Origin of the sequence: Kitasatospora sp. NPDC051705, assembly GCF_044453265.1 — a bacterium.
In the GTDB taxonomy this organism is placed as follows: Bacteria; Actinomycetota; Actinomycetes; order Streptomycetales; family Streptomycetaceae; genus Kitasatospora.
The window spans coordinates 18,510-42,264 of the sequence record NZ_JBITCO010000011.1 but is presented as its reverse complement, the minus strand read 5'-3'; the positions used below and the strand labels follow the sequence as shown (position 1 = coordinate 42,264).

Here is a 23,755-nt window from a genome sequence, read left to right as displayed (position 1 = left end):
CTCCGGCCGGGCGGCGATTGGCTCGTTCCCGAGCCGGGCCCGGGGGATCCGGCGGCCCGGCGCCGTCATCAGGGGAGGATGATCCATGACCACCGCACGTTCCCGCCGCCGGCTGGCGCGCACCGCCTGCGTCCTGGTCACGGCCGCCGTCGCGGCCGGCGCCGCGCTGCCCGCGGCCCAGGCCCGCCCGCCCAAGGGCGACACCGCCCGGGTGAGCGAGGGCCCGAAGGGCGAGCAGCTGAACGGCGACTCGTACCCGCTCGGGGTGACCGCGGACGGCCGCACGGTGCTGTTCCGCTCCACCGCGACCGGCCTCGCCCCGAGCCACGCCGACGGCAGCGAGGGCCTCTACGTCAAGGACCTCCGCAACGGCCACGTCGCCGAGGTCGGCCTGGCCGGCGACGGGTCCCGGCTGAACGCGGACGTCTACGACGCCACGATCAGCGCCGACGGCCACTACGTCGCGTTCAGCACCGCCGCCACCAACGTGCTGCCCGGGCAGCAGAAGCACGCCTACGACGTCTTCGTCCGCGACCTGTGGACCGGGCGCACCGAGCTGGTCTCCGCCGGTACCGGCGCGACGACCGACGACCAGAGCATCCGGATGGCCGTCAACCCGAGCCTGAGCTGGGACGGCCGCTACGTCGCCTTCGCCTCCGACCGCACCGACCTCGGGGGGAACGTCCGGCGCGGCCGGCAGAACGTGTACGTCACCGACCGCTGGACCGGCACCACCCGGCTGGTCACGGTGGGCGCCGACGGCTCGCCGGCCGACCAGAACTCCTTCGAACCGACCCTGAGCGCGGACGGCCGCACCGTCGGCTTCACCTCGCGGGCGAGCAACCTGCGCCCGCCCGAGGAGACCCCCGCCGACCCCGCCGACCCCGCCCCGGGCGGCGCGGACGACGCCGCGCCGCCCGCGCCCGCCCCCGGCGCCGGACCCCGGCTGGCGGTGCCCCGGTTCTGCCCGTTCTACGTCTGGAACGCCGGCACCGGCAGGATCAGCGGCGCGAGCTACGACGAGACCGGGGCGTTCCGGGCCACCGGCCAGGACGGCCGGATCAGCCCCGACGGCCGCTTCGCGGTCTACAGCGTCCCGCAGCCCGGCGGGCGGCCCGGCTCGCACGGGATCCACCTGGTCGTCTACGCCCGCGAGCTGGCGACCGGCAAGGTCACCCAGGTCAGCACCCCGCTGCCCGGCACCAGCACCGACCTGTCCTCCTACGAGGGCGTCATGACCCTGGACAGCCGCTGGGTGTACTTCACCTCCGACGTCGAGACGCTCGTGCCCGACGACACCAACCAGCAGTCGGACGTCTTCCGCCGCGACCTGTGGACCGGCCGCACCGAGCGGGTGAGCCTCACCCGGGACGGCGCGCAGAGCACCGCCTCGTCGTTCACCCCGTACGTGGACGCGCTGGGCGGCACCGTGGTCTTCGACGCCACCGACGGCGACCTCGTCCCGGGCGACACCAACAACGTCACGGACGTCTTCCGGCGCCGCCTCTGACCGCCCGGCCGCCCCGCCCCGGCCCGACTCCCCGGCGGGATACGTTTGTTGACGTATTTTCCGCCGGGATCACCGATAGCCGTTGACCACCCGCGCCTCCCGGCGATTGGCTCTCCCCGAGCCCGCCGCCGGGAGGGAGCCCGGCCGGGCGATCGAAGGGGAGGACCGACCACATGGCACGCAGCACCCGTACCACCCGCAACCGGTGGCTGGCCGGCGGCGGAAGCGTCCTGGCGGCCGTCGCCGTGCTCGCCGCGACCGCCGCCCCCGCCCAGGCCGCCCCGGCGCCGCGCGGCACCGTCCAGGTCAGTGTCGGCGTGAACGGCACCGCGCCCGACGACCAGTCGTGGGGCCAGGGCGTCAGCGCCGACGGCCACTACGCCCTGTTCACCTCCTGGGCCAAGAACCTGGTGTCCCAGCCGGCCAAGAGCGGGCGGGACGCCTACGTCCGGGACCTTCGCACCGGCCGCACCGAGCGGGTCAACCTGGCCGACGACGGCTCGGCGCTGGACGGCTTCACCGACTACGTCGCGATCAACGCCGACGGCCGCTACGTCGCCTTCGCGAGCGACGCCCAGAACGTCCTGCCCGGCATGCAGCTGCAGGGCCGCTCCGAGGTGTACGTCCGCGACCGCAGGACCGGCCGCACCGAGCTGGTCAGCGGCGGGCTCACCAGCACCGACGGCGACAGGTTCCACGCCTCGTACGCGCCGTCGATCAGCGCGAACGGCCGCTACGTGGCCTTCGTGTCCAGCCGGACCGACCTCGTGCCCGAGCCCGGGGGCGGCGACCCCTCGCTCGCCCGGCCGTACACCTGGGACTACAACGTCTACGTCACCGACCGCTGGACGGGGCGGACCCGCCTGGTCACCCTCGGCACGGACGGCAAGCCGGGCGACGGCATGTCCCTCAACCCGACGATCAGCGCGGACGGCCGCACCGTCGGCTTCACCTCGTTCGCCGGCAACCTGCTGCCGGCCGGGCAGACCCCGGCCCTCGCCGCCCCGGCCGCCGCGGGCGCCGCGGCCGGCGGCGCCGCCGACGTCGAGCCGGCCCCGGGCACCGCCCCCGCCCTGCCCCGCGGCGCCCGCGAGGGCGTGGCGCGGCCGAACCTCGCCCGGCCGACGACCGGCGCCTACTACACCTACGACGTGGCCTCCGGCCGGATCTCCGCCGCCAGCCTCGACCAGGACGGCAAGCTCGGCTTCGCGAGCTTCGACGCGACGATCAGCCCGGACGGGCGGCGCGCGGTCTACGCCCTCCCCGAGCCCGGCGGGTCGACCAACGGCCACCGGTACCACCTCGTGCTGTACGTCCGGGACCTCAGGACGGGCACCGTGACGAAGGTCAGCGGCGGGCTGCCCGGCACCAGCTCGGTCGGCACCTCCGACCACGGCCGGATCACCGCCGACAACCGCTGGGTGTACTTCTCCTCCGCCGCCGACAACCTGGTGGCCGGCCCGCAGCACGCGGGGTGGGACGTGTACCGCCACGACCTGCGCACCGGCCGCACCGAGCGGGTCTCCACCGCCCCGGACGGCTCCCTGGGCAACGGCTCCTCGGTCGACCCCTTCGTGGACGCCGACGGGGACACCGTGGTCTTCGGCTCGACCAGCGGGAACCTGACCGCCGGCGCGGGCGGCCCGGAGAGCACCGGCTACCAGGTCTTCGCCCGCACCGCCGGGCAGCACGGCGACGGCGACGACCAGGGCCAGGACGAGGACGACTGACCGGCCCCGCCCCGCGGCGGCGCCCTCCGCGCGGACCGCGCCGGGCGGACGGCCCCGGAGAACGGCTCCCGGGGAACCGCGACGGGGGCGGGACGTCGGCCGGGCCGGCGTCCCGCCCCCGCGGCGGGAGGGTGGGGCAGGTGGTTCGTGGTGGTGGGCCCGCGGGCCGGTCCGGTTCCGAGCGGACCGGCCCGCGGGCGTCCGTGCGGGCCCCTGCCGGGCCCGGTGGGGCGTTACTCGCCCAGTGCGGCGCGCGCGTCCACGAAGGCGGCGACGGCGCGCTCGACGTCCTCGGTGGAGTGCGCGGCGGACAGCTGCACCCGGATCCGGGCCTGGCCGTGCGGGACGACCGGGTAGGAGAACCCGATCACGTACACCCCGCGCTCCAGGAGCAGTTCGGCGAGCCGGCCGGCGCGGGCCGCGTCGCCGATCATCACCGGGGCGATCGGGTGGTCGCCCGGGAGGATCTCGAAGCCGGCCTCGGTCATCTTCGAGCGGAACAGCGCGGTGTTGGCCGCCAGCCGCTCGCGCAGCTCGTTGGAGTTCTCGACCAGGTCGAGCACCTTCAGCGAGGCCGCCGCGATCACCGGGGCGAGCGAGTTGGAGAACAGGTACGGGCGGGAGCGCTGGCGCAGCAGGGCGACGATCTCCCGGCGGGCGGCCACGTAGCCGCCGGAGGCGCCGCCGAGCGCCTTGCCGAGGGTGCCGGTGATGATGTCCACACGGTCCATCACGCCGTGCAGTTCGGGGGTGCCGCGGCCGCCCGCGCCGACGAAGCCGACGGCGTGCGAGTCGTCGACCATGACCATCGCGTCGTAGCGGTCGGCGAGGTCGCAGATCTCCTGCAGCGGGGCGACGTAGCCGTCCATCGAGAAGACGCCGTCGGTGACGATCAGGCGGCGGCGGGCGTCCTGGCTGTCCTGGAGCTGCTTCTCCAGGTCGGCCATGTCGCGGTTGGCGTAGCGGTGGCGGCGGGCCTTGCTGAGGCGGATGCCGTCGATGATGCTGGCGTGGTTGAGCGCGTCGGAGATGACGGCGTCGCGGTCGTCGAGCAGGGTCTCGAAGACACCGCCGTTGGCGTCGAAGCAGGAGGAGTACAGGATGGTGTCCTCCTGGCCGAGGAAGGCCGACAGGCGGTCCTCGAGCTCCTTGTGGACGTCCTGGGTGCCGCAGATGAAGCGCACCGAGGCCATGCCGTAGCCCCAGCGGTCCAGCGCGTCCTTGGCCGCGGCCAGCACCTCGGGGTGGTCGGCCAGGCCGAGGTAGTTGTTGGCGCAGAAGTTCAGCACCTCGCCGGGGCGGCCGCCGCCGGTGACGGTGACCGCGGCGCTCTGCGGGGTGCCGATGACGCGCTCGGGCTTGAACAGGCCCGCCTCGCGGATCTCGTCGATGGTGGTGGCGATGTCGGCGCGCACGTTGTCGAACACTGCGGACTCCTCACAAGTCGGCGGGGTGGCTCAGGCGGTCCAGTCGAGGATGATCTTGCCGCAGTTGCCACTGGCGGCGTCGTCGAACGCGGCCTCGAAGTCGGTGGCGGCGTACCGGCCGGTGATCACCGGGCTGAGGTCCAGGCCGCCCTCCAGCAGCACCGACATCGCGTACCAGGTCTCGAACATCTCGCGGCCGTAGATGCCCTTGATGGTGATCATCGAGGTGACGATCGAGGCCCAGTCGACCGGGAACTGCTCGGCGGGCAGGCCCAGCATGGCGATCTTGCCGCCGTGCGTCATGTTGGCGATCATCGACTGCATCGCCTCGGGGCGGCCGGACATCTCCAGGCCGACGTCGAAGCCCTCGCGCAGGCCGAGCTTCTGCTGGCCCTCCTCGATGGTGTGCTCCGCGACGTTCAGCGCCAGCGTGACGCCGACCTCGCGGGCCAGGTCCAGGCGGTACGGGGAGACGTCGGTGATCATCACGTTGCGGGCACCGGCGTGCTTGGCGACGGCGGCGGCCATGATGCCGATCGGACCGGCGCCGGTCACCAGCACGTCCTCGCCGACCAGCGGGAAGGACAGCGCGGTGTGCACGGCGTTGCCGAAGGGGTCGAAGATCGCGGCGACGTCCAGGTCGACCGGCACCCGGTGCACCCAGACGTTGGAGGCGGGCAGCGCCACGTACTCGGCGAAGGCGCCGTCGCGGTTGACGCCCAGACCGACCGTGTTGCGGCACAGGTGGCGGCGGCCGGCCAGGCAGTTGCGGCACTTGCCGCAGACCAGGTGGCCCTCGCCGCTGACCAGGTCGCCGACCGAGATGTCCGCGACGCCGGCGCCGAGCTCGGCGACCTCGCCGACGAACTCGTGGCCGAGGACGAGCGGGGTCCTGATGGTCTGCTGCGCCCAGCCGTCCCACTTGCGGATGTGCAGGTCGGTGCCGCAGATGCCAGTCCGCAGCACCTTGATCAGCACCTCGCCGGGACCGATCTCGGGCTTCGGGACGTCCACCAGCCAGAGGCCGGGCTCGGCCTGCTGCTTGACGAGTGCCTTCACGGGCGACGGCTCCTGACGTGCGAGTGGACGGCCTTCGGGGTGGGCAGGCCGGAGGGCGCCGGTGCGGCCGTCCTCGCGGACGTCCTCCGGGCAGGCAGCAATCTGCCTGGTGGGAGGGGGTGCGGTCCATCGAGGAATTCTTAAGGGCGGCCACAGCTGGGCTAAACGATCGTGCCCGAGCTGGGGACGGGGGCCGGTGCGGCGTGCCGGTGCTCACCCGTCCGGCCGAGCGCGGGGCGCCACCCGCGACACCGACCGCCCGGCGGGCCCCGGTGCCCGGCACCCGGACGGCGGCCCGGCCGGCCGCCCGGTTGGGACACCCGGCTGACCGGGGCAGCCGTTCGGGCCAGCGCCGCCGCCGCCGGCGCGCGGGCGCCCGCCGGCGGTGCTTACCGTGGCGGGGCTCCCCCACGGCCCCGTGGCGCAGCGCTCCGGGGCTCCCGGCCGCAGAGAGGCGCCCGCGCAGATGACCGACACCCGACGGCCGCGTCCGGCCGCACCCCGCACCACCGGCCGCGTGAGCGCCGCCGCGCTGGCCCTGACCGGGCTGCTCGCCGCCTCGGCCTGCTCCGGCGGGTCGACCACCGCCCGGCAGTCCGGCGAGCCGGCCGTGACCGCCGAGCCCGCCGCGGTCAGCCCGTCCGCCGGCACCCCCGGCTCGCAGGCCCCGTCCGCCGCGGGCTCCTCCGGCGCCGTGGTGCCGCTGACGGCCGACGTCACCAAGCAGCTGGACGCCGCGATCACCCGGGTGATGAGCCAGGCCGCCGTCCCCGGCGTCAGCGTCGGGATCACCACGCCCACCGGCACCTACGTGAAGTCCTTCGGCGTCGCCGACAAGGTCTCCGAGACGCCGATGGACCCGGGGCTGCGGATGCGGATCGGCAGCGAGACCAAGACCTTCACGGCGACGGCCGTCCTACGGCTGGTGGACCAGGGCAAGGTCCGCCTGGACGACCCGATCGCGAAGTACGTGGACGGCGTGCCCGGCGGCGACGGCATCACCGTGCGCCAGCTCGGCGAGATGCGCAGCGGGCTGTTCCCGTACTCCTCCGACCCGGACTTCGTGAACACCCTGATCAGCGACCCGAACCGGGTGTTCACACCGGACCAGCTGCTCGCGTACGGGTACAAGCACCCGGCCGTGTTCCCGCCCGGCGCGCAGTTCCAGTACAACAACAGCAACTACATCATCCTCGGCAAGCTGCTGGAGAAGGTCGGCGGGCAGCCGGCCGGGCCGTTCATCAAGGACCAGGCGATCACCCCCGCCGGGCTCGGCCAGACGCTCTTCCCGGTGGGCGCGGAGTTCCCCGACCCGCACGCCCACGGCTACACCGACCAGACGCCCGACGGGTCGATCCAGGACGCCACCGACTGGGACCCGTCGTGGGCCTGGACCGCCGGGGCGATCATCTCCACCCTCGCCGACCTGCAGAGCTGGGCGAAGACCGCGGCCACCGGGACCCTCCTCAAGCCGGCCACCCAGGCCGAACGGCTGAAGACCCTGCCGACCGGCGACCCCGGGGTCGGCTACGGCTTCGGGATCTTCGACAACAACGGGTGGATCGGGCACAACGGCTCGCTGCCCGGTTACGAGAGCGTGGCGGTCTACCTGCCGCAGGCGCAGAGCACGCTGACGATCCTGCTCAACACCGACGTGCTGTACCAGGGTTCGGAGCCGTCCTCGCTGTTCGCGAACGAGATCACGAAGATCATCTCGCCGAGGAACCCCTACTCGATCCCGCCGGCGACCGCCGCCCCGTCCCCGCCGGCCTCCGGGTCGGGTTCGGGCTCCGGCTCCGGCACGCCGACCGGCACCGGATCCCCCTCCACCGTGCGGACCTGACGGCCCGGCGGCAGTCGCCGCGGCGCCCGGCCCCTCCCGGTGGAGGGGCCGGGCGCCGCGGCGTCAGATCCCCAGCACGCGCGCCAGGTCGTACGAGACCGGCTCCTCCAGCTGCGCGTAGGTGCAGCTCTCCGGCGTGCGGTCCGGCCGCCAGCGGCGGAACTGCGCGGTGTGCCGGAAGCGGGTGCCCTCCAGGTGGTCGTAGGCCACCTCGACCACCCGCTCGGGGCGCAGCGCGATCCACGAGAGGTCCTTGCCGCCGGTCCACCGGCTGACCGCGCCGGGCAGCCGCCCCTCGGCGTGGGCGGCCTCGTCCGCCCAGGCCCCCCAGGGGTGCCCGGAGAGCTCGGCCATCCGCAACGGGGCCAGCTCCTCGGCCAGTTCGCGGCGCCGGGCCATCGAGAAGGCCGCGCAGACGCCGACGTGCTGCAGCCGCCCCCCGTCGTCGTTGATGCCGAGCAGCAGCGAGCCGACCACCGGGCCGCTCTTGTGCTCGCGGTAGCCGGCCACCACGCAGTCGGCGGTGCGCTCGTGCTTGATCTTGAACATGGTCCGCTCGCCCGGCCGGTAGGGCTGGTCCAGCGGCTTGGCCACCACGCCGTCCAGCCCGGCGCCCTCGTACTCGGCGAACCAGGTCTGCGCCACGTCGCGGTCGGTGGAGGCCGGGGCGGTGAACACCGGGTCCGCCGCCCCGCCGAGCGACGCCTCCAGCGCCTCCCGGCGCACCGACAGCGGCTCGTCCAGGAACGGGACGTCCCCGAGCGCGAGCAGGTCGAAGGCGACGAAGGAGGCCGGTGTCCGCTCCGCCAGCAGCCGCACCCGGCTCGCCGCCGGGTGGATCCGCTCCAGCAGCTCCTCGAAGCGCAGCCGGCCGTCCCGGGCGATCACCACCTCGCCGTCCAGCACGCAGCGGGGCGGCAGCTCGCGCTTCAGCGCCTCGACCAGTTCGGGGAAGTACCTGGTCAACGGCTTGCCGGTGCGGCTGCCGAGCTCCACCTCGTCGCCGTCGCGGAACACGATCGTGCGGAAGCCGTCCCACTTGGCCTCGTACTGCATCCCGGGCGGGATCCTGGCCACCGACTTGGCGAGCATCGGTGCCACCGGCGGCATCACGGGCAGGTCCATGGCTCCGATCCTCGCGCGCCCGGTGCGAAGCCGCGCGCCGGGCGGCAGCCGGCGAGCGGTGGGCACCTGGCGGCGGCGGGCGGCGGGCGGCGGGCGAAAAGGCGCGCGCCGGGCGCGGCGCCCTTAGCGTGAGAGGCATGGGCTCAGCCGTCGAACTGGATGTCGCCGGGCGCACCGTCCGGCTGTCGAACCCGGACAAGGTGTACTACCCGGAGCGCGGCTTCACCAAGCTGGACGTCGCGCAGTACTACCTGGCCGTCGCCGACGGGGTCCTGCGCGGGCTGCGCGACCGGCCCACCACGCTGCAGCGCTTCCCGGACGGCGTGGAGGGCGAGTTCTTCTACCAGAAGCGCGCCCCCAAGGGCCTGCCGGAGTGGCTGCCCACCGCCCGGATCAGCTTCCCCAGCGGACGCTCCGCCGACGAGATCTGCCCGACCGAACCGGCCGCCGTCCTGTGGGCCGCCAACCTCGGCTGCCTCACCTTCCACCCCTGGCCGGTCCGCCGCACCGACACCGAGCACATCGACGAACTGCGCGTCGACCTCGACCCGCAGCCCGGCACCGACTTCCGTGACGCCGTCCGCGCCGCCCACGAACTGCGCTCCCTGCTCGGCGAGTTCGGACTGCGTGGCTGGCCCAAGTCGTCCGGCGGCCGCGGCCTGCACGTCTACGTGCCGCTCGCACCCGAATGGACCTTCACCGACGGGCGGCACGCCGTGATCGCGCTCGGCCGCGTCCTGGAACAGCGGATGCCCGGCCGGGTCACCACCGCCTGGTGGAAGGAGGAGCGCGGCGAGCGGATCTTCGTCGACTACAACCAGATGGCCCGCGACCGCACCATCGCCTCCGCCTACTCGCTGCGCGCCCGCCCCCGGGCCACGGCCTCCACCCCGCTGCGCTGGGAGGAGCTCGACGACGCCTCCCCCGAGGACTTCGACCTGCGCACCGTCCCCGCCCGATTCGCCGAACTCGGCGACCTGAACGCGGAGATGGACGGCCAGGCGTTCCGGCTGGAGGGTCTGCTGGAGCTCTACGACAAGCAGCTCCACGACGAGGGCCTCGGCGAGCTGCCCTACCCGCCCGACCACCCCAAGGCCGCCGGCGAACCGACCAGGGTCCAGCCCAGCCGCGCCAGGAAGCAGTGACCGGCCGCGCCCACCGAGTGGTCGACTAGGCTGACGCCGCCCGGGGGGGACGGCCGGGCGTCGGGACGACCGGGTGACGGGTCGACGGAGGGGTGCGGATGGGCGCGCGGGGGCTGGCGGGGATCCTGGCGGACGCGGCGGGCGGCGTGTTCCCGCCCCCGGACGGGACCGTGACGGTGGTGCCGCAGCCGTCCCCGCGCGAGGCCGGGGTGCTGTCGCTCTCCGCCCACGCCGTCGTCTTCACCGACGAGGACCCGGCCTGGGTGCACCGGGCCCTCGCGGCCACCCCCGGCGACCGCCTGGCGGCGCCGCTCTGCCCGCCGTTCCTCACCGCCCTCGCCCGGCGCACCGGCCGGGTCGTCAACAACATCGACCTGCTGACCGTGGCCCCCCGGCTGCCCGGCCCACCGCCGCTGCCGCTGACCCCGGTCGAGGACCGGGAGCACCCGCGCGTCGTCCGGGCGCTGCGCTACCGCGACGACGTCCGGGTGTACACCGCCGACGGCGGCGTGCTGGTCCTGGGCCGCGGCGTCGCCGGGCGCTGGGAGTGCGCGGTCGAGGTCGACCCGCAGGCGCGCGGGCGCGGCCTCGGCCGGGCCCTGGCCACCGGCGCCCGGCACCTGCTGCCCGAGGGCGACGTCGTCTGGGCGCAGCAGGCGCCCGGCAACGCCACCAGTGTCCGGGCCTTCCAGGCCGCCGGCTACCGGCCCGTCGGCGCCGAGACGCTGCTGGTGGTGGACCCGTGACGCACCCGGCCGCCGACCCCGGCGCCGCCCCGGCCCGGCCCGGCGGGCCTCACTGACCGGTCATGGTCAGCGCGAACCAGAAGACGCCCCCCAGCGCCACCAGGGTCGCCAGCAGGACGCCCGCCACCACCCCGGACAGCACCAGCCCCCGCCCGACCGGCCACGCGTACAGCCCGGCGCCGGCGGCGAGCACCCCGGCCACGGCGGGCACCAGGGCCAGCGCCAGCAGCGTCAGCGTGCGGGCCACCTCGGCGTCCGAGACCACGTGGCAGTCGTCGCCCCGGCAGCCCACCCGGACGTCCGAGCCGACCGTCGCCCCGGCGAACACCCGTGCCTGCTCCAGCGCCGGTCCGCCGTCGTCCGGGTGGAACACCCCCCGGCAGTCCGAGGGCGGCGGCCCGTCCTCGTAGGCCGGGATCAGGCACCGCTCCGCCCGGAACACCCCGGGCACGCCGACCCAGCCGGCCGCCTGCCCGAACTGGCGCACCGGGCCGCCCGCGAGCCACACGGCCAGCCACACCAGCGCCACCCCGGCCACCACCGGCCCCCAGCGCCGAGCCGTCACCGCCATCCGCCACCCCCCGGTCCGCCCACCCCGTGCGTGTGACGCCGCGGACGCCCGGACGGTTGCACCGGCGGGGCGGGAACGGCACCGCCGAGCCGACGGGGTGACCGCCCGCCGGCGTCGGGATCAGCCGCCCGCCGGGCGGAGGGGCAGCGAGAACCTGACCTTGGGCCGGGCCAGGGCCCCCGCGCGGCGGTAGAAGCGGATGGCGTCGGCGTTCCAGTCGGGTGTCTGCCACTGCAGCTCCCCGGCGCCGCGGGCGGCCGCCGCGTCCCGCACGGCGTCGAGCAGGGCGCGGCCCCAGCCCGCTCCCCGGTACGGCTCGGTGACGAACAGGCAGTCCAGGTGGGCGTGGTCGGCCGCCTGCCAGGTGGAGAACTCCAGGGACCAGGTGGCGTAGCCGACCGGTTCGCCGCCGTGGTCGACGACGAGGCACCAGGCTCTCGGGCGCGCCGCGAACAGGGCGGGCGCCAGGCGGTCGGCGAGGTCGGCGGGCACCGGTCCGGCCTGCTCGTGGGCGGCGTGGGCGGCGCACAGGCGGGCCAGGGCGGGCAGGTCGGCGGCGGTGGCCGGGCGGATCACACCGCCCGGCCGCGCGGTGTCCGTCAGCATGCGCAGGAGATGCCCGAGCGCGGGGCGGTCAGGTCGTCGACGGGGCGCTGCTCCGCCCCGGCGGCGCTGTCGTAGGCGAAGCCCTCGCGCACCCAGTACTCGAAGCCCCCGAGCATCTCCTTGACCTGGTAGCCGAGGCGGGCGAAGGCCAGCGCCGCGCGGGTCGCGCCGTTGCAGCCGGGGCCCCAGCAGTAGGTGACCACGGTCCGGGCCGGGTCGATCAGCTGCGGCGCGAGTTCGGCGATCCGGGCGGTGGGGATGTGCAGGGCGCCGGGGATGCGGCCCTGGTTCCAGCCGGCCTCGCTGCGGGTGTCGACCACCACGACCCCGGGCACGCCGGCCAGCAGGTCGGCGTGCACGTCGGAGACGTCGGCCTCGAAGGCGAGCCGGGCGGCGTAGTGGGCGGCGGCCTCGGCCGGGGCGGCGGCGGGCACGCTCAGGACGGCACTGGCGATCTCGGCGGAAGCGGTCGAAGACATCCGGGCACCTCGTGTTCTCGCTGGTCAGGGCGGGTTTCGCCGGGCCGTTCCGGGCTTCCCGGTCGGCGACGGCTCCATCCTCCGACCCCGGGCCCCGCCCCCACGAGTGGCGTGAACGCCTGAGGTCGTGAAGATCCCGCCAGCCCCGGGCCCGGCGTGCCGCCGGGGGCGCCGGCCGGGAACCGGGTTGGTGATCTCCGCCCGGTGCCGTACAGTCGGTCTCACCGACGCGGGGTGGAGCAGCTCGGTAGCTCGCTGGGCTCATAACCCAGAGGTCGCAGGTTCAAATCCTGTCCCCGCTACCACGTAGCCCGAAGGGGCGGACACGCAACGCGTGTCCGCCCCTTCGGCGTTCCGGCACCCCGCGGGGCGCCGGGGCCGCCCCCGGTCAGTGCTCGCGGGCGCCCGCCGGGGCCGCCCCCGGTCAGTGCTCGCGGGCGCCCGCCGGGGCAAGCTCCGCGATGATCCGCACCGCGTCGGCGACCTGGGCGTCCGTCAGGTCGCCGCGCGCCGTCAGCCGCAGCCGGGACACCCCGTCCGGGACGGACGGCGGGCGGAAGCAGCCCACGGCCAGGCCGGCCCGGCGGCAGTCGGCGGCCCAGGCCACGGCGGCCTCCGGCCCCGGGGCCCGGACCGACACCACGGCCGCGTCCGGCTCGCAGGCCCGCAGCCCGGCGGCGGTGAGCCGGGCGGCCAGGGCGCGCGCCACTTCGCGGGTGCGCTCGGCCCGGTGCGGCTCGGCGCGCAGCAGGCGCAGCGCGGCGAGCGCGGCGCCGGCGGCGGCCGGGGCGAGGCCGGTGTCGAAGATGAAGGTGCGGGCGGTCTCGGTGAGGTGGCGGATCACCCGGTGCGGCCCGAGCACGGCGCCGCCCTGCGAGCCGAGCGACTTGGAGAGGGTGACGGTGGCGACGGTGTCCGGCTGCCCGGCGAGCCCGGCGGCCGCCAGGGCCCCGCTGCCGCCGGGGCCGAGGACGCCCAGCCCGTGCGCGTCGTCGACCAGCAGCGCCGCGCCGTGCGCGCGGACCGCGGCGGACAGCCCGGCCAGCGGCGCGGCGTCGCCGTCCACCGAGAACACCGAGTCGCTGACCACCAGCGCCCGCCGCCGGGTGCGGCCGGCGAGCACCTCCCGGACGGCGTCCGGGTCGCTGTGCGGGGCCCGGTGGACGTCCGCGCGGGCGAGCCGGCAGCCGTCGATCAGCGAGGCGTGGTTGTAGGCGTCCGACACGATCAGGGTGTCCGGGTCGGTGAGCGCGGTCAGCGCGGCGAGGTTGGCGGTGTACCCGGAGGAGAACACCAGTGCGGCCTCCACCCCGCAGAAGTCCGCCAGCTCCTGCTCCAGTTCGGTGTGCAGGGCCGTCGTGCCGGTCACCAGCCGCGATCCGGTCGACCCGCCGCCCCAGCGCAGGGCCGCCTCGGCCGCCGCGGCCGTGACCGCCGGGTGCCGGGTCAGCCCCAGGTAGTCGTTGCCCGCCAGGTCGAGCACCGCGTCCTCGGCCGACCGGCTGCGCAGGGTGCGCGTCAGCCCGGCGTCGGCGCGCAGCCCGGCGGCCTCGTCCAGCCAGTCGAACACGGCCTCCGGGGCCAGGTCAGTGGTGTGCGTCGGGGACGCGAGCGGGTGGACCATGCCCGGCACTCTGGCACGCCCGGCACCCCCGATCAATGTGCGCCTCCGCACAGCCCGCGCACCGCCCGTCCGGGGCCGCGCGGCGCCCGCCCCGGCCCGCGGCCCGGTCGTGCCCCGGTCGTGCCCCGGTCGCGGCCCGGTCGCGGCCCGGTCGCGCCCGGGCCGGGCTTTGCCCGCGGTGGCGGCCAGCAGGCAAGATAGCCGGGTGACCCTCCTTGATCTGATGCCGAAGCCCGCCACGCCCGATGCGCTGTACGAGACGTTCGCCGCGTGGACGGAGGAGCGCGGGATCACGCTCTACCCGGCGCAGGAGGAGGCGCTGATCGAGCTGGTGTCGGGGAACAACGTCATCCTGGCCACGCCGACCGGGTCGGGGAAGAGCCTGGTGGCGGCGGGGGCGCACTTCGCGGCCCTGGCGGAGGGCCAGCGGACCTTCTACACGGCGCCGATCAAGGCGCTGGTGTCGGAGAAGTTCTTCGACCTGGTCAAGATCTTCGGCACCGAGCAGGTCGGCATGATGACCGGCGACGCGAGCGTGAACCCGACCGCGCCGATCATCTGCTGCACGGCCGAGGTGCTGGCGCAGATCGCGCTGCGGGACGGCTCCCGGGCGGACATCGGCCAGGTCGTGATGGACGAGTTCCACTTCTACGCCGAGCCGGACCGCGGCTGGGCCTGGCAGATCCCGCTGCTGGAGCTGCCGCAGGCGCAGTTCCTGCTGATGTCCGCGACGCTGGGCGACGTCCGCCGGTTCGAGGAGGACCTGACGCGCCGCACCGGCCGGCCGACGACGGTGGTGCGCAACGCGACCCGTCCGGTGCCGCTGTTCTACGAGTACCGCCGCACCACCCTGCACGACACCCTGGAGGAGCTGCTGCAGACCGGCCAGGCGCCGGTCTACGTCGTGCACTTCACGCAGAAGGAGGCGGTGGAGCGGGCGCAGTCGCTGATGAGCATCAACATGTGCTCGAAGGCGGAGAAGGAGGCCATCGCCGACCTGATCGGCAACTTCCGCTTCACCACCAAGTTCGGCCGCAACCTGTCCCGTTACGTGCGGCACGGCATCGGCGTGCACCACGCGGGCATGCTGCCGAAGTACCGCCGGCTGGTCGAGCGCCTCGCCCAGGCCGGCCTGCTGAAGGTGATCTGCGGGACGGACACCCTGGGCGTCGGCGTGAACGTGCCGATCCGCACGGTGCTGTTCACGGCGCTGTCCAAGTACGACGGCAACCGGGTGCGGATCCTGCGCGCCCGCGAGTTCCACCAGATCGCCGGCCGGGCCGGCCGGGCCGGCTTCGACACCGTCGGCCAGGTGGTGGCGCAGGCGCCGGAGCACGTGATCGAGAACGACAAGGCGATCGCGAAGGCCGGCGACGACCCGAAGAAGAAGCGCAAGGTGGTGCGGAAGAAGGCCCCGGAGGGCTTCGTCGGCTGGACGGAGGAGACCTTCGACCGGCTCATCGCGGCCGACCCGGAGCCGCTGGTCTCCCGGTTCAAGGTGAGCCACGCGATGCTGCTGTCGGTGATCGGCCGCCCGGGCAACGCCTTCGAGGCGATGCGCAAGCTCCTCACCGACAACCACGAGGACCGGCCGGCGCAGCGCCGGCACATCCGCACCGCGATCGCGATCTACCGCTCCCTGCTGGTCGGCGGCGTGGTCGAGCGGCTGCCGGAGCCGGACCCCGAGGGCCGGATCGTCCGCCTCACCCTGGACCTGCAGGAGAACTTCGCGCTCAACCAGCCGCTCTCCACCTTCGCGCTGGCCTCCTTCGAGCTCCTCGACCCGACCTCGCCCTCGTACGCGATGGACGTCGTCTCGGTGGTCGAGGCCACCCTCGACGACCCGCGGCAGATCCTCGCCTCGCAGCAGAACAAGGCCCGCGGCGAGGCCGTCGGCGAGATGAAGCGCGACGGCGTCGAGTACGAGGAGCGGATGGAGCGGCTGCAGGAGATCACCTACCCGAAGCCGCTGGAGGAACTGCTCACCCACGCCTACGAGGTGTACCGCCGGGCGCACCCGTGGATCGGCGACCACCAGCTGGCGCCCAAGTCCGTGGTCCGCGACCTGTACGAGCGGGCGATGACCTTCTCGGACTACGTCGGCTTCTACGAGCTGGCGCGCACCGAGGGCATCGTGCTCCGCTACCTGGCGGGCGCCTACAAGGCGCTGGAGCAGACCGTCCCCGAGGACGTGAAGACCGACGACCTGAAGGACGTCATCGCCTGGCTCGGCGAGCTGGTCCGCCAGGTCGACTCCAGCCTGCTGGACGAGTGGGAGCAGCTGGCCAACCCGACCGACCCGCAGGCCCCCGAGGTGACCCTGGACGACCGGCCGGCGCCGGTCACCGCCAACGCGCGGGCGTTCCGGGTGCTGGTGCGCAACGAGATGTTCCGCCGCGTGGAACTGTGCGCGCTGGAGCACTACGAGGAGCTCGCCGAGCTGGACGGCTCCTACGGCTGGGACGCGGACCGCTGGGCGGACGCCATGGACGGCTACTGGGACGAGTACGACGACCTGGGCACCGGCCCGGACGCGCGCGGCCCGAAGATGCTGCTCATCGAGGAGGAGGACTCCGCCTGGCGGGTCCGGCAGATCTTCGACGACCCGGAGGGCGACCACGACTGGGGCATCAGCGCCGAGGTCGACCTGTTCGGCTCGGACGAGGAGGGCCGCGCGGTGCTGCGGGTCACCGCGGTGGACCGGCTCGGCGGCTGACCGGCAGCCGCCCCGGCCGACCGCTCGTGGAACGGCCGGGGCCCGGAGGGGACGCACCCCCTCCGGGCCCCGGCCGTTCGTCACGTCCGGGCTCTCGTCCCGGCCCGCCGTCACATCCAGACGAACGGCGCGCCCGCGGCGTAGGAGAGCGCCCGGTTGGCCTCGTCCAGGATCTGCTCGTTGCTGGGCGCCGGCCCCGACGGCACCGGGACCGGAGCGCTCGGGACGGGCGAGGCGCCGGCGCCGGGCGTCCGGGCGTCGCTCAGCCGCGAGTTGGTCACCGTCACGTAGTGCCCGACGGCCGCGACCCGCGGCTCCACGGCCGCCTTGGGCGCACCGGACGGCGCCACGGGAGCGGCGGAGGCGTCGGGGAGGATGAAGGCGAGCGCCCCGGGCTTGCCCCGCAGGGTCTCCGCCGCCTTGACGGCGGCGGCCTGGTCGCCGAAGCGCAGCACGGTCACGCTGCTGAGCACCGGGCGGTCCTGGCCGGTGAAGCTGAGGGTCAGGTAGGCCTGGCAGCCGCTGTCCCTGAGCAGCTCCTGGGTGCGGTCCTGCAGCACCTCGGTGCAGTTCTCGCCCTGCCGGATGCCGTTGCGCCGGGCCTTGTACGCGCCCGCCTCGATCGGGCGCTGGGGCGGGAAGTAGGCGTCCGCGACGAGGCCCTCCGGGTCGGTGCGCGGCGGCGGGGCGCCGACCACCGGCGGGGTCCTGGACGCGTCCTTGCTGGAGGGGCCGAGCCCGGGTATGTAGTCACCGGGCATCGGGCGGGTGATGATCCATCCGCCGGCGGCGACCACGCCGACCACCACGACCCAGCCGACCGCCCGGCGGGCCGTCAGGCGCCGGTTGCGGCCGCCGGTCCGGCCGGGTGACCGGCCGCCGGTGAGGTCCTGCTCCGTGCCGGCGGCATCCCCGCCCGCAACCTCCGCGCCCGCGTCGGCGGCCCCGCCGGTCCGCCGCCCTGCCTGGCCGTTCAGGCCCTCTCCCGGAGTCGGGGTGCGCTCCCCCTGCGTGGTCATGGCGCAGATTCTAAGCAACCGCCGGGTGGCCCAGGTCACGGGGTGGGCGGTTGTCGATCATCGTCGGCGGAGCCCCGGGCCGGGCCGCCCGCCGTCACTGCCGGCCCGCGCGGACTACCCGTCGGTAGCCCCGGCTCCGCGCCGGCGTCAAGCGCGTGACCAGGGGCGACGCCGTGAGCTTCGACACTGTGGCAAGTGGCACATCCTTCCACGGATCTTCTGGCGGGTTTCCTCTGGCGTCATTCGAGCGGCACCAGGCAGGATCGCCCCATGGATCTGCTCGATACCCTCACCGCCAAGGGCCTGCGCGGCGAAGTCCCGACCCGCGAGGAGGCGCTGGCCGTCCTCGCCACCACCGACGACGAGCTGCTGGACGTGGTCGCCGCGGCCGGCAAGGTGCGCCGCCGCTGGTTCGGTCGTCGCGTCAAGCTCAACTACCTGGTGAACCTGAAGAGCGGGCTCTGTCCGGAGGACTGCAACTACTGCTCGCAGCGGCTGGGCTCCAAGGCCGAGATCCTCAAGTACACCTGGCTCAAGCCGGACCAGGCCGCCGACGCCGCCCGCGCCGGTGTGGCCGGCGGCGCCAAGCGGGTCTGCCTGGTCGCCAGCGGCCGCGGCCCGACGGACCGTGACATCGACCGGGTCACCGACACCATGGCCGCCATCAAGGAGGCCGACCCGGCGGTCGAGATCTGCGTCTGCCTGGGCCTGCTCTCCGACAACCAGGCGGAGCGGCTGAAGGCGGCCGGCGCGGACGCCTACAACCACAACCTCAACACCTCCGAGGCCACCTACGGCGACATCACCACCACCCACACCTACGCGGACCGGGTGGACACCGTGCAGAAGGCGCACGGCGCGGGCCTGTCGGCCTGCTCCGGCCTGATCGCGGGCATGGGCGAGAGCGACGAGGACCTGGTCGACGTGGTGTTCGCGCTGCGCGAGCTCGGCTCGGACTCCGTCCCCGTCAACTTCCTCATCCCCTTCGAGGGCACCCCGCTCGCCAAGGAGTGGAACCTCACCCCGCAGCGCTGCCTGCGCATCCTGGCGATGGTCCGCTTCGTCAACCCGGACACCGAGGTGCGGATCGCCGGCGGGCGCGAGGTGCACCTGCGCTCGATGCAGCCGCTCGGCCTGCACGTCGCCAACTCGATCTTCCTCGGCGACTACCTGACCAGCGAGGGCCAGGCCGGGCAGGCCGACCTCGACATGATCAAGGACGCCGGCTTCGAGGTCGAGGGCGCCGGCGAGGCCACCCTGCCGCGCCACCGCGCCGACGTCGCGGCGGCGGCCTCCGGCTGCGGGACGACCGCCTCCTCCCCCTGCGGCACCGCCGCGTCCGCCTGCGGCAGCGGCGGCGGCTGCGGGCCGTGCGGCGGCCACGGCCACGCCGAGCCGGCCGCGGACGCCCCGGCCGCGGAGCCGGTCGACGAGCTGCGCGACGACCTCGTCAAGGTCCGCCGTCGCGGCGCCGGCACCGAACTCGCGCCCAACGCCTGACCGTTCCACCACCCTGGAGTCGCCCACCATGCCCCCGCTCCCCGCGGACTCGCTGCTCGCCCTCGACCGCGCCCACGTCTGGCACCCGTACGGGCCGATGCCCGGCACCGCCACCCCGTACGTGGTCGAGTCCGCGTCCGGCGTCCGGCTGCGCCTGGCCGAGCCGGTCGCGGGCGGGCACCGCGAGCTCGTCGACGGGATGTCGTCCTGGTGGGCGGCCATCCACGGCTACCGGCACCCGGTGCTGGACGAGGCCGTGCGCGAGCAGCTGGGGCGGATGAGCCACGTGATGTTCGGCGGGCTCACCCACGAGCCCGCCGTGCGGCTCGCGGCGAGGCTCGTCGAGATCACCCCGGAGCCGCTGCAGCACGTCTTCCTCGCCGACTCGGGCTCGGTGTCCGTCGAGGTCGCGATGAAGATGTGCCTGCAGTACTGGCGGTCCACCGGGCGCCCGCAGAAGCACCGGCTGCTCACCTGGCGCGGCGGCTACCACGGCGACACCTTCCACCCGATGTCCGTCTGCGACCCGGACGGCGGCATGCACCACCTGTGGGGCGGGGTGCTGCCCGGGCAGCTCTTCGCGCCGCAGCCGCCGGCCGGCTTCGACGCGCCGTTCGACGCCGGGTACGCCGCGTCCTTCGAGGAGCTGATGGCGCGCCACGCGGACGAGCTGGCCGCCGTGATCGTCGAGCCGGTCGTCCAGGGCGCCGGCGGGATGCAGTTCCACTCCCCCGCCTACCTGCGGATGCTGCGCGAACTCTGCGACCGCTACGGGGTGCTGCTCGTCTTCGACGAGATCGCCACCGGTTTCGGCCGCAGCGGCGCGCTGTTCGCCGCCGACCACGCGGGCGTCTCCCCGGACGTGATGTGCCTGGGCAAGGCGCTCACCGGCGGGTACCTGACGCTGGCCGCCACCCTGTGCACCGGCGAGATCGCCGACGGCATCAGCCGCGGCGAGGTGCCGGTGCTCGCGCACGGCCCGACGTTCATGGGCAACCCGCTGGCCTGCGCGGCCGCCAACGCCTCGCTGGACCTCCTGCTGGGCCAGGACTGGGCCGTCGAGGTGAAGCGGATCGAGACCGGGCTGCGGGCCGGCCTCGCCGGGGCGGCCGGGCTGCCGGGCGTGCGGGACGTGCGGGTCCGCGGGGCCATCGGCGTGGTGCAGCTGGACCACCCGGTGGACGTCGCCGCCGCCACCGGGGCCGCCGCCCGCGAGGGCGTGTGGCTGCGCCCCTTCCGGGACCTGATCTACACCATGCCCCCCTACGTGTCGCAGGACGAGGACGTGGCCCGCATCGCGGCCGCCGTGACCGCCGCGGCGGTGGCGGGGTGAGCGCGCGCGTCCTGTTCGTCACGGGCACCAACACGGACGTCGGCAAGACCGTCGCGACCGCCGCCGTCGCCTCGGCGGCGCTGCAGGGCGGCCTGCGGGTCGCCGTCCTCAAGCCCGGGCAGACCGGCGTCACCCCGGACGAGCCCGGCGACGCCGCCGAGGTCCGGCGGCTGGCCGGCGCACCGACGACCGGCGAGCCGGCGACCGGTGCGCTGACCACCGCCGAACTGGCCCGCTACCCGGAGCCGTTGGCGCCGGACACCGCCGCCCGGCGGGCCGGGCTGCCCTTCCTCTCCCCCGCCGACGTGGCCGGGGCCGTCGCCGAGCTGGCCGCCACCCACGACCTGGTCCTGGTCGAGGGCGCCGGCGGGCTGCTGGTCCGCTACGACGACGACGGCCGCACCCTCGCCGACCAGGCCCGGGCCGTCCTGGACGCCGGACTGCCGGCCGAGGTGCTGCTGGTGGCCGCCGCCGCATTGGGCACGCTGAACATCGTCTCGCTCACGGCCGAGGCCCTGGCCGCCCGCCGGCTCCCGCTCGCGGGCGTCCTGGTCGGCTCCTGGCCGGAGCGGCCGGGCCTCGCCGAGCGGTGCAACCTCGCCGACCTGCCGCGCTCGGCCGGCGCCCCGCTGCTCGGCGCACTGCCCGAACGGGCCGGCGCCGCCGCCGACTTCCCGGCCCTCGCGCTCGCCTCGCTGGCCCCCGGACTGGGCGGCACCTGGGACGCCCAGCAGTTCGCCGACGCCCACCGGCCCGAACCGCCGCCGCTTCGCTCGAAGGGGTGACGCCCCGCCCCGAACCGGGGACCGGACGGGCGGCGGATCACTACCGTGCTCGCATGACGGACGGGATGACGGTGGACGAGTCGCTGCGGGCGCTGGCCGCCCTGGAGGCGGCGTGGAAGGACGACGACGAGGCGCTGGCCGCCCTGGCCGCGGGCGGCGCCGACGAGCGCGCGCTCCCGGCGCTGGTCGCCGCGTACGGCGAGCACGCGATGGACACCCTGATGGCGCTGGCGCTCGGGTTGCGCTCCGGCATGAGCGACGAGGAGATCGCGGAGCTCTCCGACGCCGTCGGCTCCACCATCGGCGCCCGGATGAGCAGCCTGCTCACCCGGGCCCTCAAGACCTGGGGCGAGCTCGCCGACCGGGACGACCTCACGGCGACCAGGGCCATCGCCCACGCCGTGATCGACGCCATGCGCGCCGTCACGGAGGACCCGAGCCGGACCGAGGTCCTGCCGCTGCTCGCCACCTTCCGCAGCTACGCCCTCGCCAACCCCTGAGCACCGGCCGGATGGGTCGGCGCCACAGGCCTGCCCCGCCCCGCCTGTCCTGCCTGCCCTGTCCTGCGGTCAGGCCGACACCCGGGGCGGCGGGTTGTCGCGCAGGAGGTCGTGGCCGACCTCGGTGACGGTGTGGCGGACCTGCTTGCCCTCGCGCCGGGTGCCGATCAGGCCGGCCGCGCGCAGCGCGGCGGCGTGGGCGGAGGCCGAGGGCGGGGTGACGCCGAGGCGCCGGGCGAGTTCGGTGGTGGAGCAGCCCCCGGCGACGGCGCGCAGGACCCGGGCCCGGGCGGGGCCGAGGGCGGCGGCGAGTCCGTCGGCGGCCTGCGGCCGGGGCGCGGGCTCGGCGGCCTGGGCGCCGAGCGGGTGCAGCAGCAGGCTCTGGCGGTCCGGTCCGGCCAGGAGGCCGATGCTCTGCTGGACGAAGTAGTTGGGCCGCAGCTCCAGGCCCCGGCCGGCCAGGTCGAAGGAGCCCTCCAGCTCGCCGAGGGTGCACTCCAGCACGCCCTCGTCCCGCCAGACCGCGTTGGGGTGGAGCGAGTCGAGCATCGCGCCGATCCCGGAGCGGGCTGCGGTGCGGGCCCGCACCGCGATGTCGGCCTCCAGGGCGCGGCGGATGTCGGGCCAGTCCGGGGCGAGGCAGGAGTGGAACAGCGCCCAGGCGCCGTCGCCGACCTCGCGCAGGCCCCGGGCGCCGTCGTCGCGCAGCCGGGCGAGGGCGGTCGGGAGGCCGGCCCCGCTGCCGAACATCGCGACGCCCTCCTCGACGGCCTGTTGGGGGACGGCGAGGAGGGCGTCGAGTTCGTCGTCCAGCTGCCGGCGGACGGCGTCGAGGTCCGCCACCATGAAGTCGGGGACTCCGATCGCACTCGCGTTGACCACGTCGAGGAAGCGCCGGGCCCGGTCGGGCACGTGGCGGCGGGCGTCCCGCCACCAGCGTTCGCTGCGCGAGCCGGTGCCCTGGTGCACGCCCTGCCGGGCCGAGCCGGCCATCAGGTGGTCGAGCGGCGATATGACGAAGCGGGTCCTCGCGAGGTCCGCGACCCCGAACCTCAGTGCGATCACGAACCTTCCTCCGGCTCCCCGCAGCCACCCCTGACCTGGCGCGATCTTGACTATTAGGCCCAGAGGCTAATACATGGCCGTCCGGCGGCCGCCCTTGGCATGCTCGTCCCGTCGGCGCGACGGGGACCCGCTCCGGCCCCCACCGCGAGGGGAGTGGGGGCCGGAGCATCCCCGGCCGCCCGTTCGGTTCAGCGAACGAACGGCGGCCCTGGCGAACCGCACCGGTTCAGTGCGCGCTCCCCGGCGACGACCCCAGGGCCGGTCGGGCCGCGGGCTCCAGCGCCGCCCGCCCGGCCGCCCCGTCCGGCGCCGCTCCGTCCGGACCCGCTCCGCCGTCCGTGACGTGCAGCCGCTGCTCCGCCCGGTACTGCAGCAGCAGCACCGAACGGACCGGCTCGCCGCCGACGGCGGTGTAGGAGTGCGGCAGCGAGGCGTCGAAGCCGACGTAGTCGCCGGGGCCCAGCTCCAACTCGCGGCGGCCCGCCCTGACCCGCAGCCGGCCGGACTGCACGACGGTGTGCTCGGTGCCGGTGTGGCCGGCGGAGATCTGCGTGCCGTCGGTGCGCACCTGCTGGTCGTAGACCTCGAACACCACGCCCTCCGCCTCGATCCGGCGCAGCGGGCGCAGGTCGACGCCGCGCCCGCTCAGCACCTCGGCGTCGGCCGCCCGCACCACGGTGACCTCCTCGGCGGGCCGCCCCTCCACGAGGTCGGAGATCGGCACGCCGAGCACCCGGGAGAGCCCGAACACCGTCTCCAGGGTCGGGTTGCCGGTGCCGGACTCCAGCTGGGAGAGGGTCGCCTTGCCGATCCCGGCCCGCCGGGACACCTCGGAGAGCGACAGCCCCTGCTGGGCCCGGACACGCTTCAGGTTGGCGGCGAGGACGCCCCGGACGGATCCCTCGGAGTCGCTCACGCTCGACCTCTTCTCTTCGGACTCTGTTCGATATACCGTACGGGACGCATGCCGAC

Annotated in this window: 20 protein-coding genes and 1 tRNA gene; 11 read left to right on the top strand and 10 right to left on the bottom strand. The window is 75.1% G+C overall.

Going from position 1 to position 23,755, the window contains the following annotated elements:
- The first annotated feature begins 85 nt into the window (after positions 1-85).
- Together ACIA8Q_RS16410 and ACIA8Q_RS16405 are read left to right on the top strand one after the other, a co-directional pair.
- Positions 86-1,510 carry a TolB family protein gene (locus tag ACIA8Q_RS16410; RefSeq protein WP_396317346.1) on the top strand — a complete coding sequence of 475 codons (1,425 nt, stop codon included), beginning with the start codon at positions 86-88 and terminating at the stop codon, positions 1,508-1,510.
- Positions 1,511-1,683: 173 nt separating this feature from the next.
- Positions 1,684-3,240 carry a TolB family protein gene (locus ACIA8Q_RS16405; protein ID WP_396317345.1) on the top strand — a complete coding sequence of 519 codons (1,557 nt, stop codon included), beginning with the start codon at positions 1,684-1,686 and terminating at the stop codon, positions 3,238-3,240.
- A gap of 233 nt (positions 3,241-3,473) precedes the next feature.
- On the opposite strand, the gene ACIA8Q_RS16400 is transcribed toward ACIA8Q_RS16405, so the two are convergent.
- Complete coding sequence (locus tag ACIA8Q_RS16400; RefSeq protein ID WP_360219418.1) at positions 3,474-4,667, bottom strand: glycine C-acetyltransferase; 1,194 nt, start codon at positions 4,665-4,667, stop codon at positions 3,474-3,476.
- A gap of 30 nt (positions 4,668-4,697) precedes the next feature.
- Positions 4,698-5,726, bottom strand: coding sequence for an L-threonine 3-dehydrogenase (gene tdh / locus ACIA8Q_RS16395; RefSeq protein ID WP_360219421.1), 1,029 nt, complete (start codon positions 5,724-5,726; stop codon positions 4,698-4,700).
- Between the two features lie 466 nt (positions 5,727-6,192).
- Here tdh and ACIA8Q_RS16390 point away from each other — a divergent pair, with 466 nt between their 5' ends.
- Positions 6,193-7,569, top strand: coding sequence for a serine hydrolase domain-containing protein (locus tag ACIA8Q_RS16390; RefSeq protein WP_396317344.1), 1,377 nt, complete (start codon positions 6,193-6,195; stop codon positions 7,567-7,569).
- A gap of 63 nt (positions 7,570-7,632) precedes the next feature.
- On the opposite strand, the gene ACIA8Q_RS16385 is transcribed toward ACIA8Q_RS16390, so the two are convergent.
- Positions 7,633-8,694, bottom strand: coding sequence for an ATP-dependent DNA ligase (locus ACIA8Q_RS16385; protein WP_360219427.1), 1,062 nt, complete (start codon positions 8,692-8,694; stop codon positions 7,633-7,635).
- Positions 8,695-8,831: 137 nt separating this feature from the next.
- Between ACIA8Q_RS16385 and ligD the strand changes: the two genes are divergently transcribed.
- The gene (ligD, locus tag ACIA8Q_RS16380) at positions 8,832-9,839 is read left to right on the top strand and encodes a non-homologous end-joining DNA ligase (RefSeq protein ID WP_360219430.1); all 1,008 of its coding nucleotides are present in this window, start codon (positions 8,832-8,834) and stop codon (positions 9,837-9,839) included.
- 98 nt (positions 9,840-9,937) lie between these two features.
- A complete protein-coding gene (locus ACIA8Q_RS16375; RefSeq protein ID WP_360219433.1) occupies positions 9,938-10,585 on the top strand; it encodes a GNAT family N-acetyltransferase in 648 nt (215 codons plus the stop codon).
- 49 nt (positions 10,586-10,634) lie between these two features.
- On the opposite strand, the gene ACIA8Q_RS16370 is transcribed toward ACIA8Q_RS16375, so the two are convergent.
- The 3 genes from ACIA8Q_RS16370 to ACIA8Q_RS16360 all read right to left on the bottom strand — a co-directional run bounded on the left by ACIA8Q_RS16370 (position 10,635) and on the right by ACIA8Q_RS16360 (position 12,241).
- Positions 10,635-11,156, bottom strand: a complete 522-nt coding sequence (locus ACIA8Q_RS16370; protein ID WP_360219436.1) for a hypothetical protein — start codon at positions 11,154-11,156, stop codon at positions 10,635-10,637.
- Positions 11,157-11,276: 120 nt separating this feature from the next.
- The gene (locus ACIA8Q_RS16365) at positions 11,277-11,762 is read right to left on the bottom strand and encodes a GNAT family N-acetyltransferase (RefSeq protein WP_360219439.1); all 486 of its coding nucleotides are present in this window, start codon (positions 11,760-11,762) and stop codon (positions 11,277-11,279) included.
- On the bottom strand, positions 11,756-12,241 hold the full coding sequence (locus ACIA8Q_RS16360; RefSeq protein ID WP_360219442.1) for a rhodanese-like domain-containing protein: 486 nt from the start codon (positions 12,239-12,241) through the stop codon (positions 11,756-11,758). Before ACIA8Q_RS16360 ends, ACIA8Q_RS16365 begins: the two co-directional genes overlap by 7 nt.
- A gap of 228 nt (positions 12,242-12,469) precedes the next feature.
- Between ACIA8Q_RS16360 and ACIA8Q_RS16355 the strand changes: the two genes are divergently transcribed.
- A tRNA-Met gene (locus tag ACIA8Q_RS16355) sits at positions 12,470-12,546 on the top strand.
- A 119-nt stretch (positions 12,547-12,665) separates the two neighbouring features.
- Here the strand turns inward: ACIA8Q_RS16355 and ACIA8Q_RS16350 are convergent.
- The gene (locus ACIA8Q_RS16350) at positions 12,666-13,865 is read right to left on the bottom strand and encodes an 8-amino-7-oxononanoate synthase (protein WP_360219445.1); all 1,200 of its coding nucleotides are present in this window, start codon (positions 13,863-13,865) and stop codon (positions 12,666-12,668) included.
- A 223-nt stretch (positions 13,866-14,088) separates the two neighbouring features.
- Between ACIA8Q_RS16350 and ACIA8Q_RS16345 the strand changes: the two genes are divergently transcribed.
- The gene (locus ACIA8Q_RS16345; RefSeq protein WP_387900008.1) at positions 14,089-16,581 is read left to right on the top strand and encodes a DEAD/DEAH box helicase; all 2,493 of its coding nucleotides are present in this window, start codon (positions 14,089-14,091) and stop codon (positions 16,579-16,581) included.
- Positions 16,582-16,691: 110 nt separating this feature from the next.
- On the opposite strand, the gene ACIA8Q_RS16340 is transcribed toward ACIA8Q_RS16345, so the two are convergent.
- Positions 16,692-17,600: a hypothetical protein gene (locus ACIA8Q_RS16340; RefSeq protein ID WP_396317343.1), complete on the bottom strand. Its 909-nt coding sequence runs from the start codon at positions 17,598-17,600 to the stop codon at positions 16,692-16,694.
- A gap of 270 nt (positions 17,601-17,870) precedes the next feature.
- Here ACIA8Q_RS16340 and bioB point away from each other — a divergent pair, with 270 nt between their 5' ends.
- Genes bioB through ACIA8Q_RS16320 form a run of 4 tightly spaced genes read left to right on the top strand, consistent with a single transcriptional unit; the run spans position 17,871 to position 21,718 of the window.
- Positions 17,871-19,100: a biotin synthase BioB gene (gene bioB / locus ACIA8Q_RS16335; RefSeq protein WP_360219454.1), complete on the top strand. Its 1,230-nt coding sequence runs from the start codon at positions 17,871-17,873 to the stop codon at positions 19,098-19,100.
- Positions 19,101-19,128: 28 nt separating this feature from the next.
- Entirely contained in the window at positions 19,129-20,433 is a 1,305-nt protein-coding gene (locus ACIA8Q_RS16330; protein WP_360219457.1) for an adenosylmethionine--8-amino-7-oxononanoate transaminase, read from the top strand.
- Positions 20,430-21,218, top strand: coding sequence for a dethiobiotin synthase (bioD, locus tag ACIA8Q_RS16325; protein WP_396317342.1), 789 nt, complete (start codon positions 20,430-20,432; stop codon positions 21,216-21,218). Before ACIA8Q_RS16330 ends, bioD begins: the two co-directional genes overlap by 4 nt.
- Positions 21,219-21,271: 53 nt before the next feature.
- On the top strand, positions 21,272-21,718 hold the full coding sequence (locus ACIA8Q_RS16320; protein WP_396317341.1) for a hypothetical protein: 447 nt from the start codon (positions 21,272-21,274) through the stop codon (positions 21,716-21,718).
- A 69-nt stretch (positions 21,719-21,787) separates the two neighbouring features.
- On the opposite strand, the gene ACIA8Q_RS16315 is transcribed toward ACIA8Q_RS16320, so the two are convergent.
- Both ACIA8Q_RS16315 and ACIA8Q_RS16310 read right to left on the bottom strand, forming a co-directional pair.
- Positions 21,788-22,783, bottom strand: coding sequence for a helix-turn-helix domain-containing protein (locus ACIA8Q_RS16315; protein ID WP_396317340.1), 996 nt, complete (start codon positions 22,781-22,783; stop codon positions 21,788-21,790).
- A gap of 226 nt (positions 22,784-23,009) precedes the next feature.
- Positions 23,010-23,699, bottom strand: a complete 690-nt coding sequence (locus tag ACIA8Q_RS16310) for a helix-turn-helix domain-containing protein (protein WP_396317339.1) — start codon at positions 23,697-23,699, stop codon at positions 23,010-23,012.
- Between the last annotated feature and the right edge of the window lie 56 nt (positions 23,700-23,755).

Coding starts and splice junctions, on each gene's coding strand:
- ACIA8Q_RS16340 (WP_396317343.1), bottom strand. CDS start 17,600: ATGACCACGCAGGGGGAGCGCACCCCGACTCCGGGAGAGGGCCTGAAC.
- ACIA8Q_RS16365 (WP_360219439.1), bottom strand. CDS start 11,762: ATGCTGACGGACACCGCGCGGCCGGGCGGTGTGATCCGCCCGGCCACC.
- ligD (WP_360219430.1), top strand. CDS start 8,832: ATGGGCTCAGCCGTCGAACTGGATGTCGCCGGGCGCACCGTCCGGCTG.
- ACIA8Q_RS16360 (WP_360219442.1), bottom strand. CDS start 12,241: ATGTCTTCGACCGCTTCCGCCGAGATCGCCAGTGCCGTCCTGAGCGTG.
- ACIA8Q_RS16405 (WP_396317345.1), top strand. CDS start 1,684: ATGGCACGCAGCACCCGTACCACCCGCAACCGGTGGCTGGCCGGCGGC.
- ACIA8Q_RS16370 (WP_360219436.1), bottom strand. CDS start 11,156: ATGGCGGTGACGGCTCGGCGCTGGGGGCCGGTGGTGGCCGGGGTGGCG.
- ACIA8Q_RS16375 (WP_360219433.1), top strand. CDS start 9,938: ATGGGCGCGCGGGGGCTGGCGGGGATCCTGGCGGACGCGGCGGGCGGC.
- ACIA8Q_RS16330 (WP_360219457.1), top strand. CDS start 19,129: ATGCCCCCGCTCCCCGCGGACTCGCTGCTCGCCCTCGACCGCGCCCAC.
- bioB (WP_360219454.1), top strand. CDS start 17,871: ATGGATCTGCTCGATACCCTCACCGCCAAGGGCCTGCGCGGCGAAGTC.
- ACIA8Q_RS16385 (WP_360219427.1), bottom strand. CDS start 8,694: ATGGACCTGCCCGTGATGCCGCCGGTGGCACCGATGCTCGCCAAGTCG.
- ACIA8Q_RS16390 (WP_396317344.1), top strand. CDS start 6,193: ATGACCGACACCCGACGGCCGCGTCCGGCCGCACCCCGCACCACCGGC.
- ACIA8Q_RS16350 (WP_360219445.1), bottom strand. CDS start 13,865: ATGGTCCACCCGCTCGCGTCCCCGACGCACACCACTGACCTGGCCCCG.
- ACIA8Q_RS16320 (WP_396317341.1), top strand. CDS start 21,272: ATGACGGACGGGATGACGGTGGACGAGTCGCTGCGGGCGCTGGCCGCC.
- ACIA8Q_RS16345 (WP_387900008.1), top strand. CDS start 14,089: ATGCCGAAGCCCGCCACGCCCGATGCGCTGTACGAGACGTTCGCCGCG.
- ACIA8Q_RS16410 (WP_396317346.1), top strand. CDS start 86: ATGACCACCGCACGTTCCCGCCGCCGGCTGGCGCGCACCGCCTGCGTC.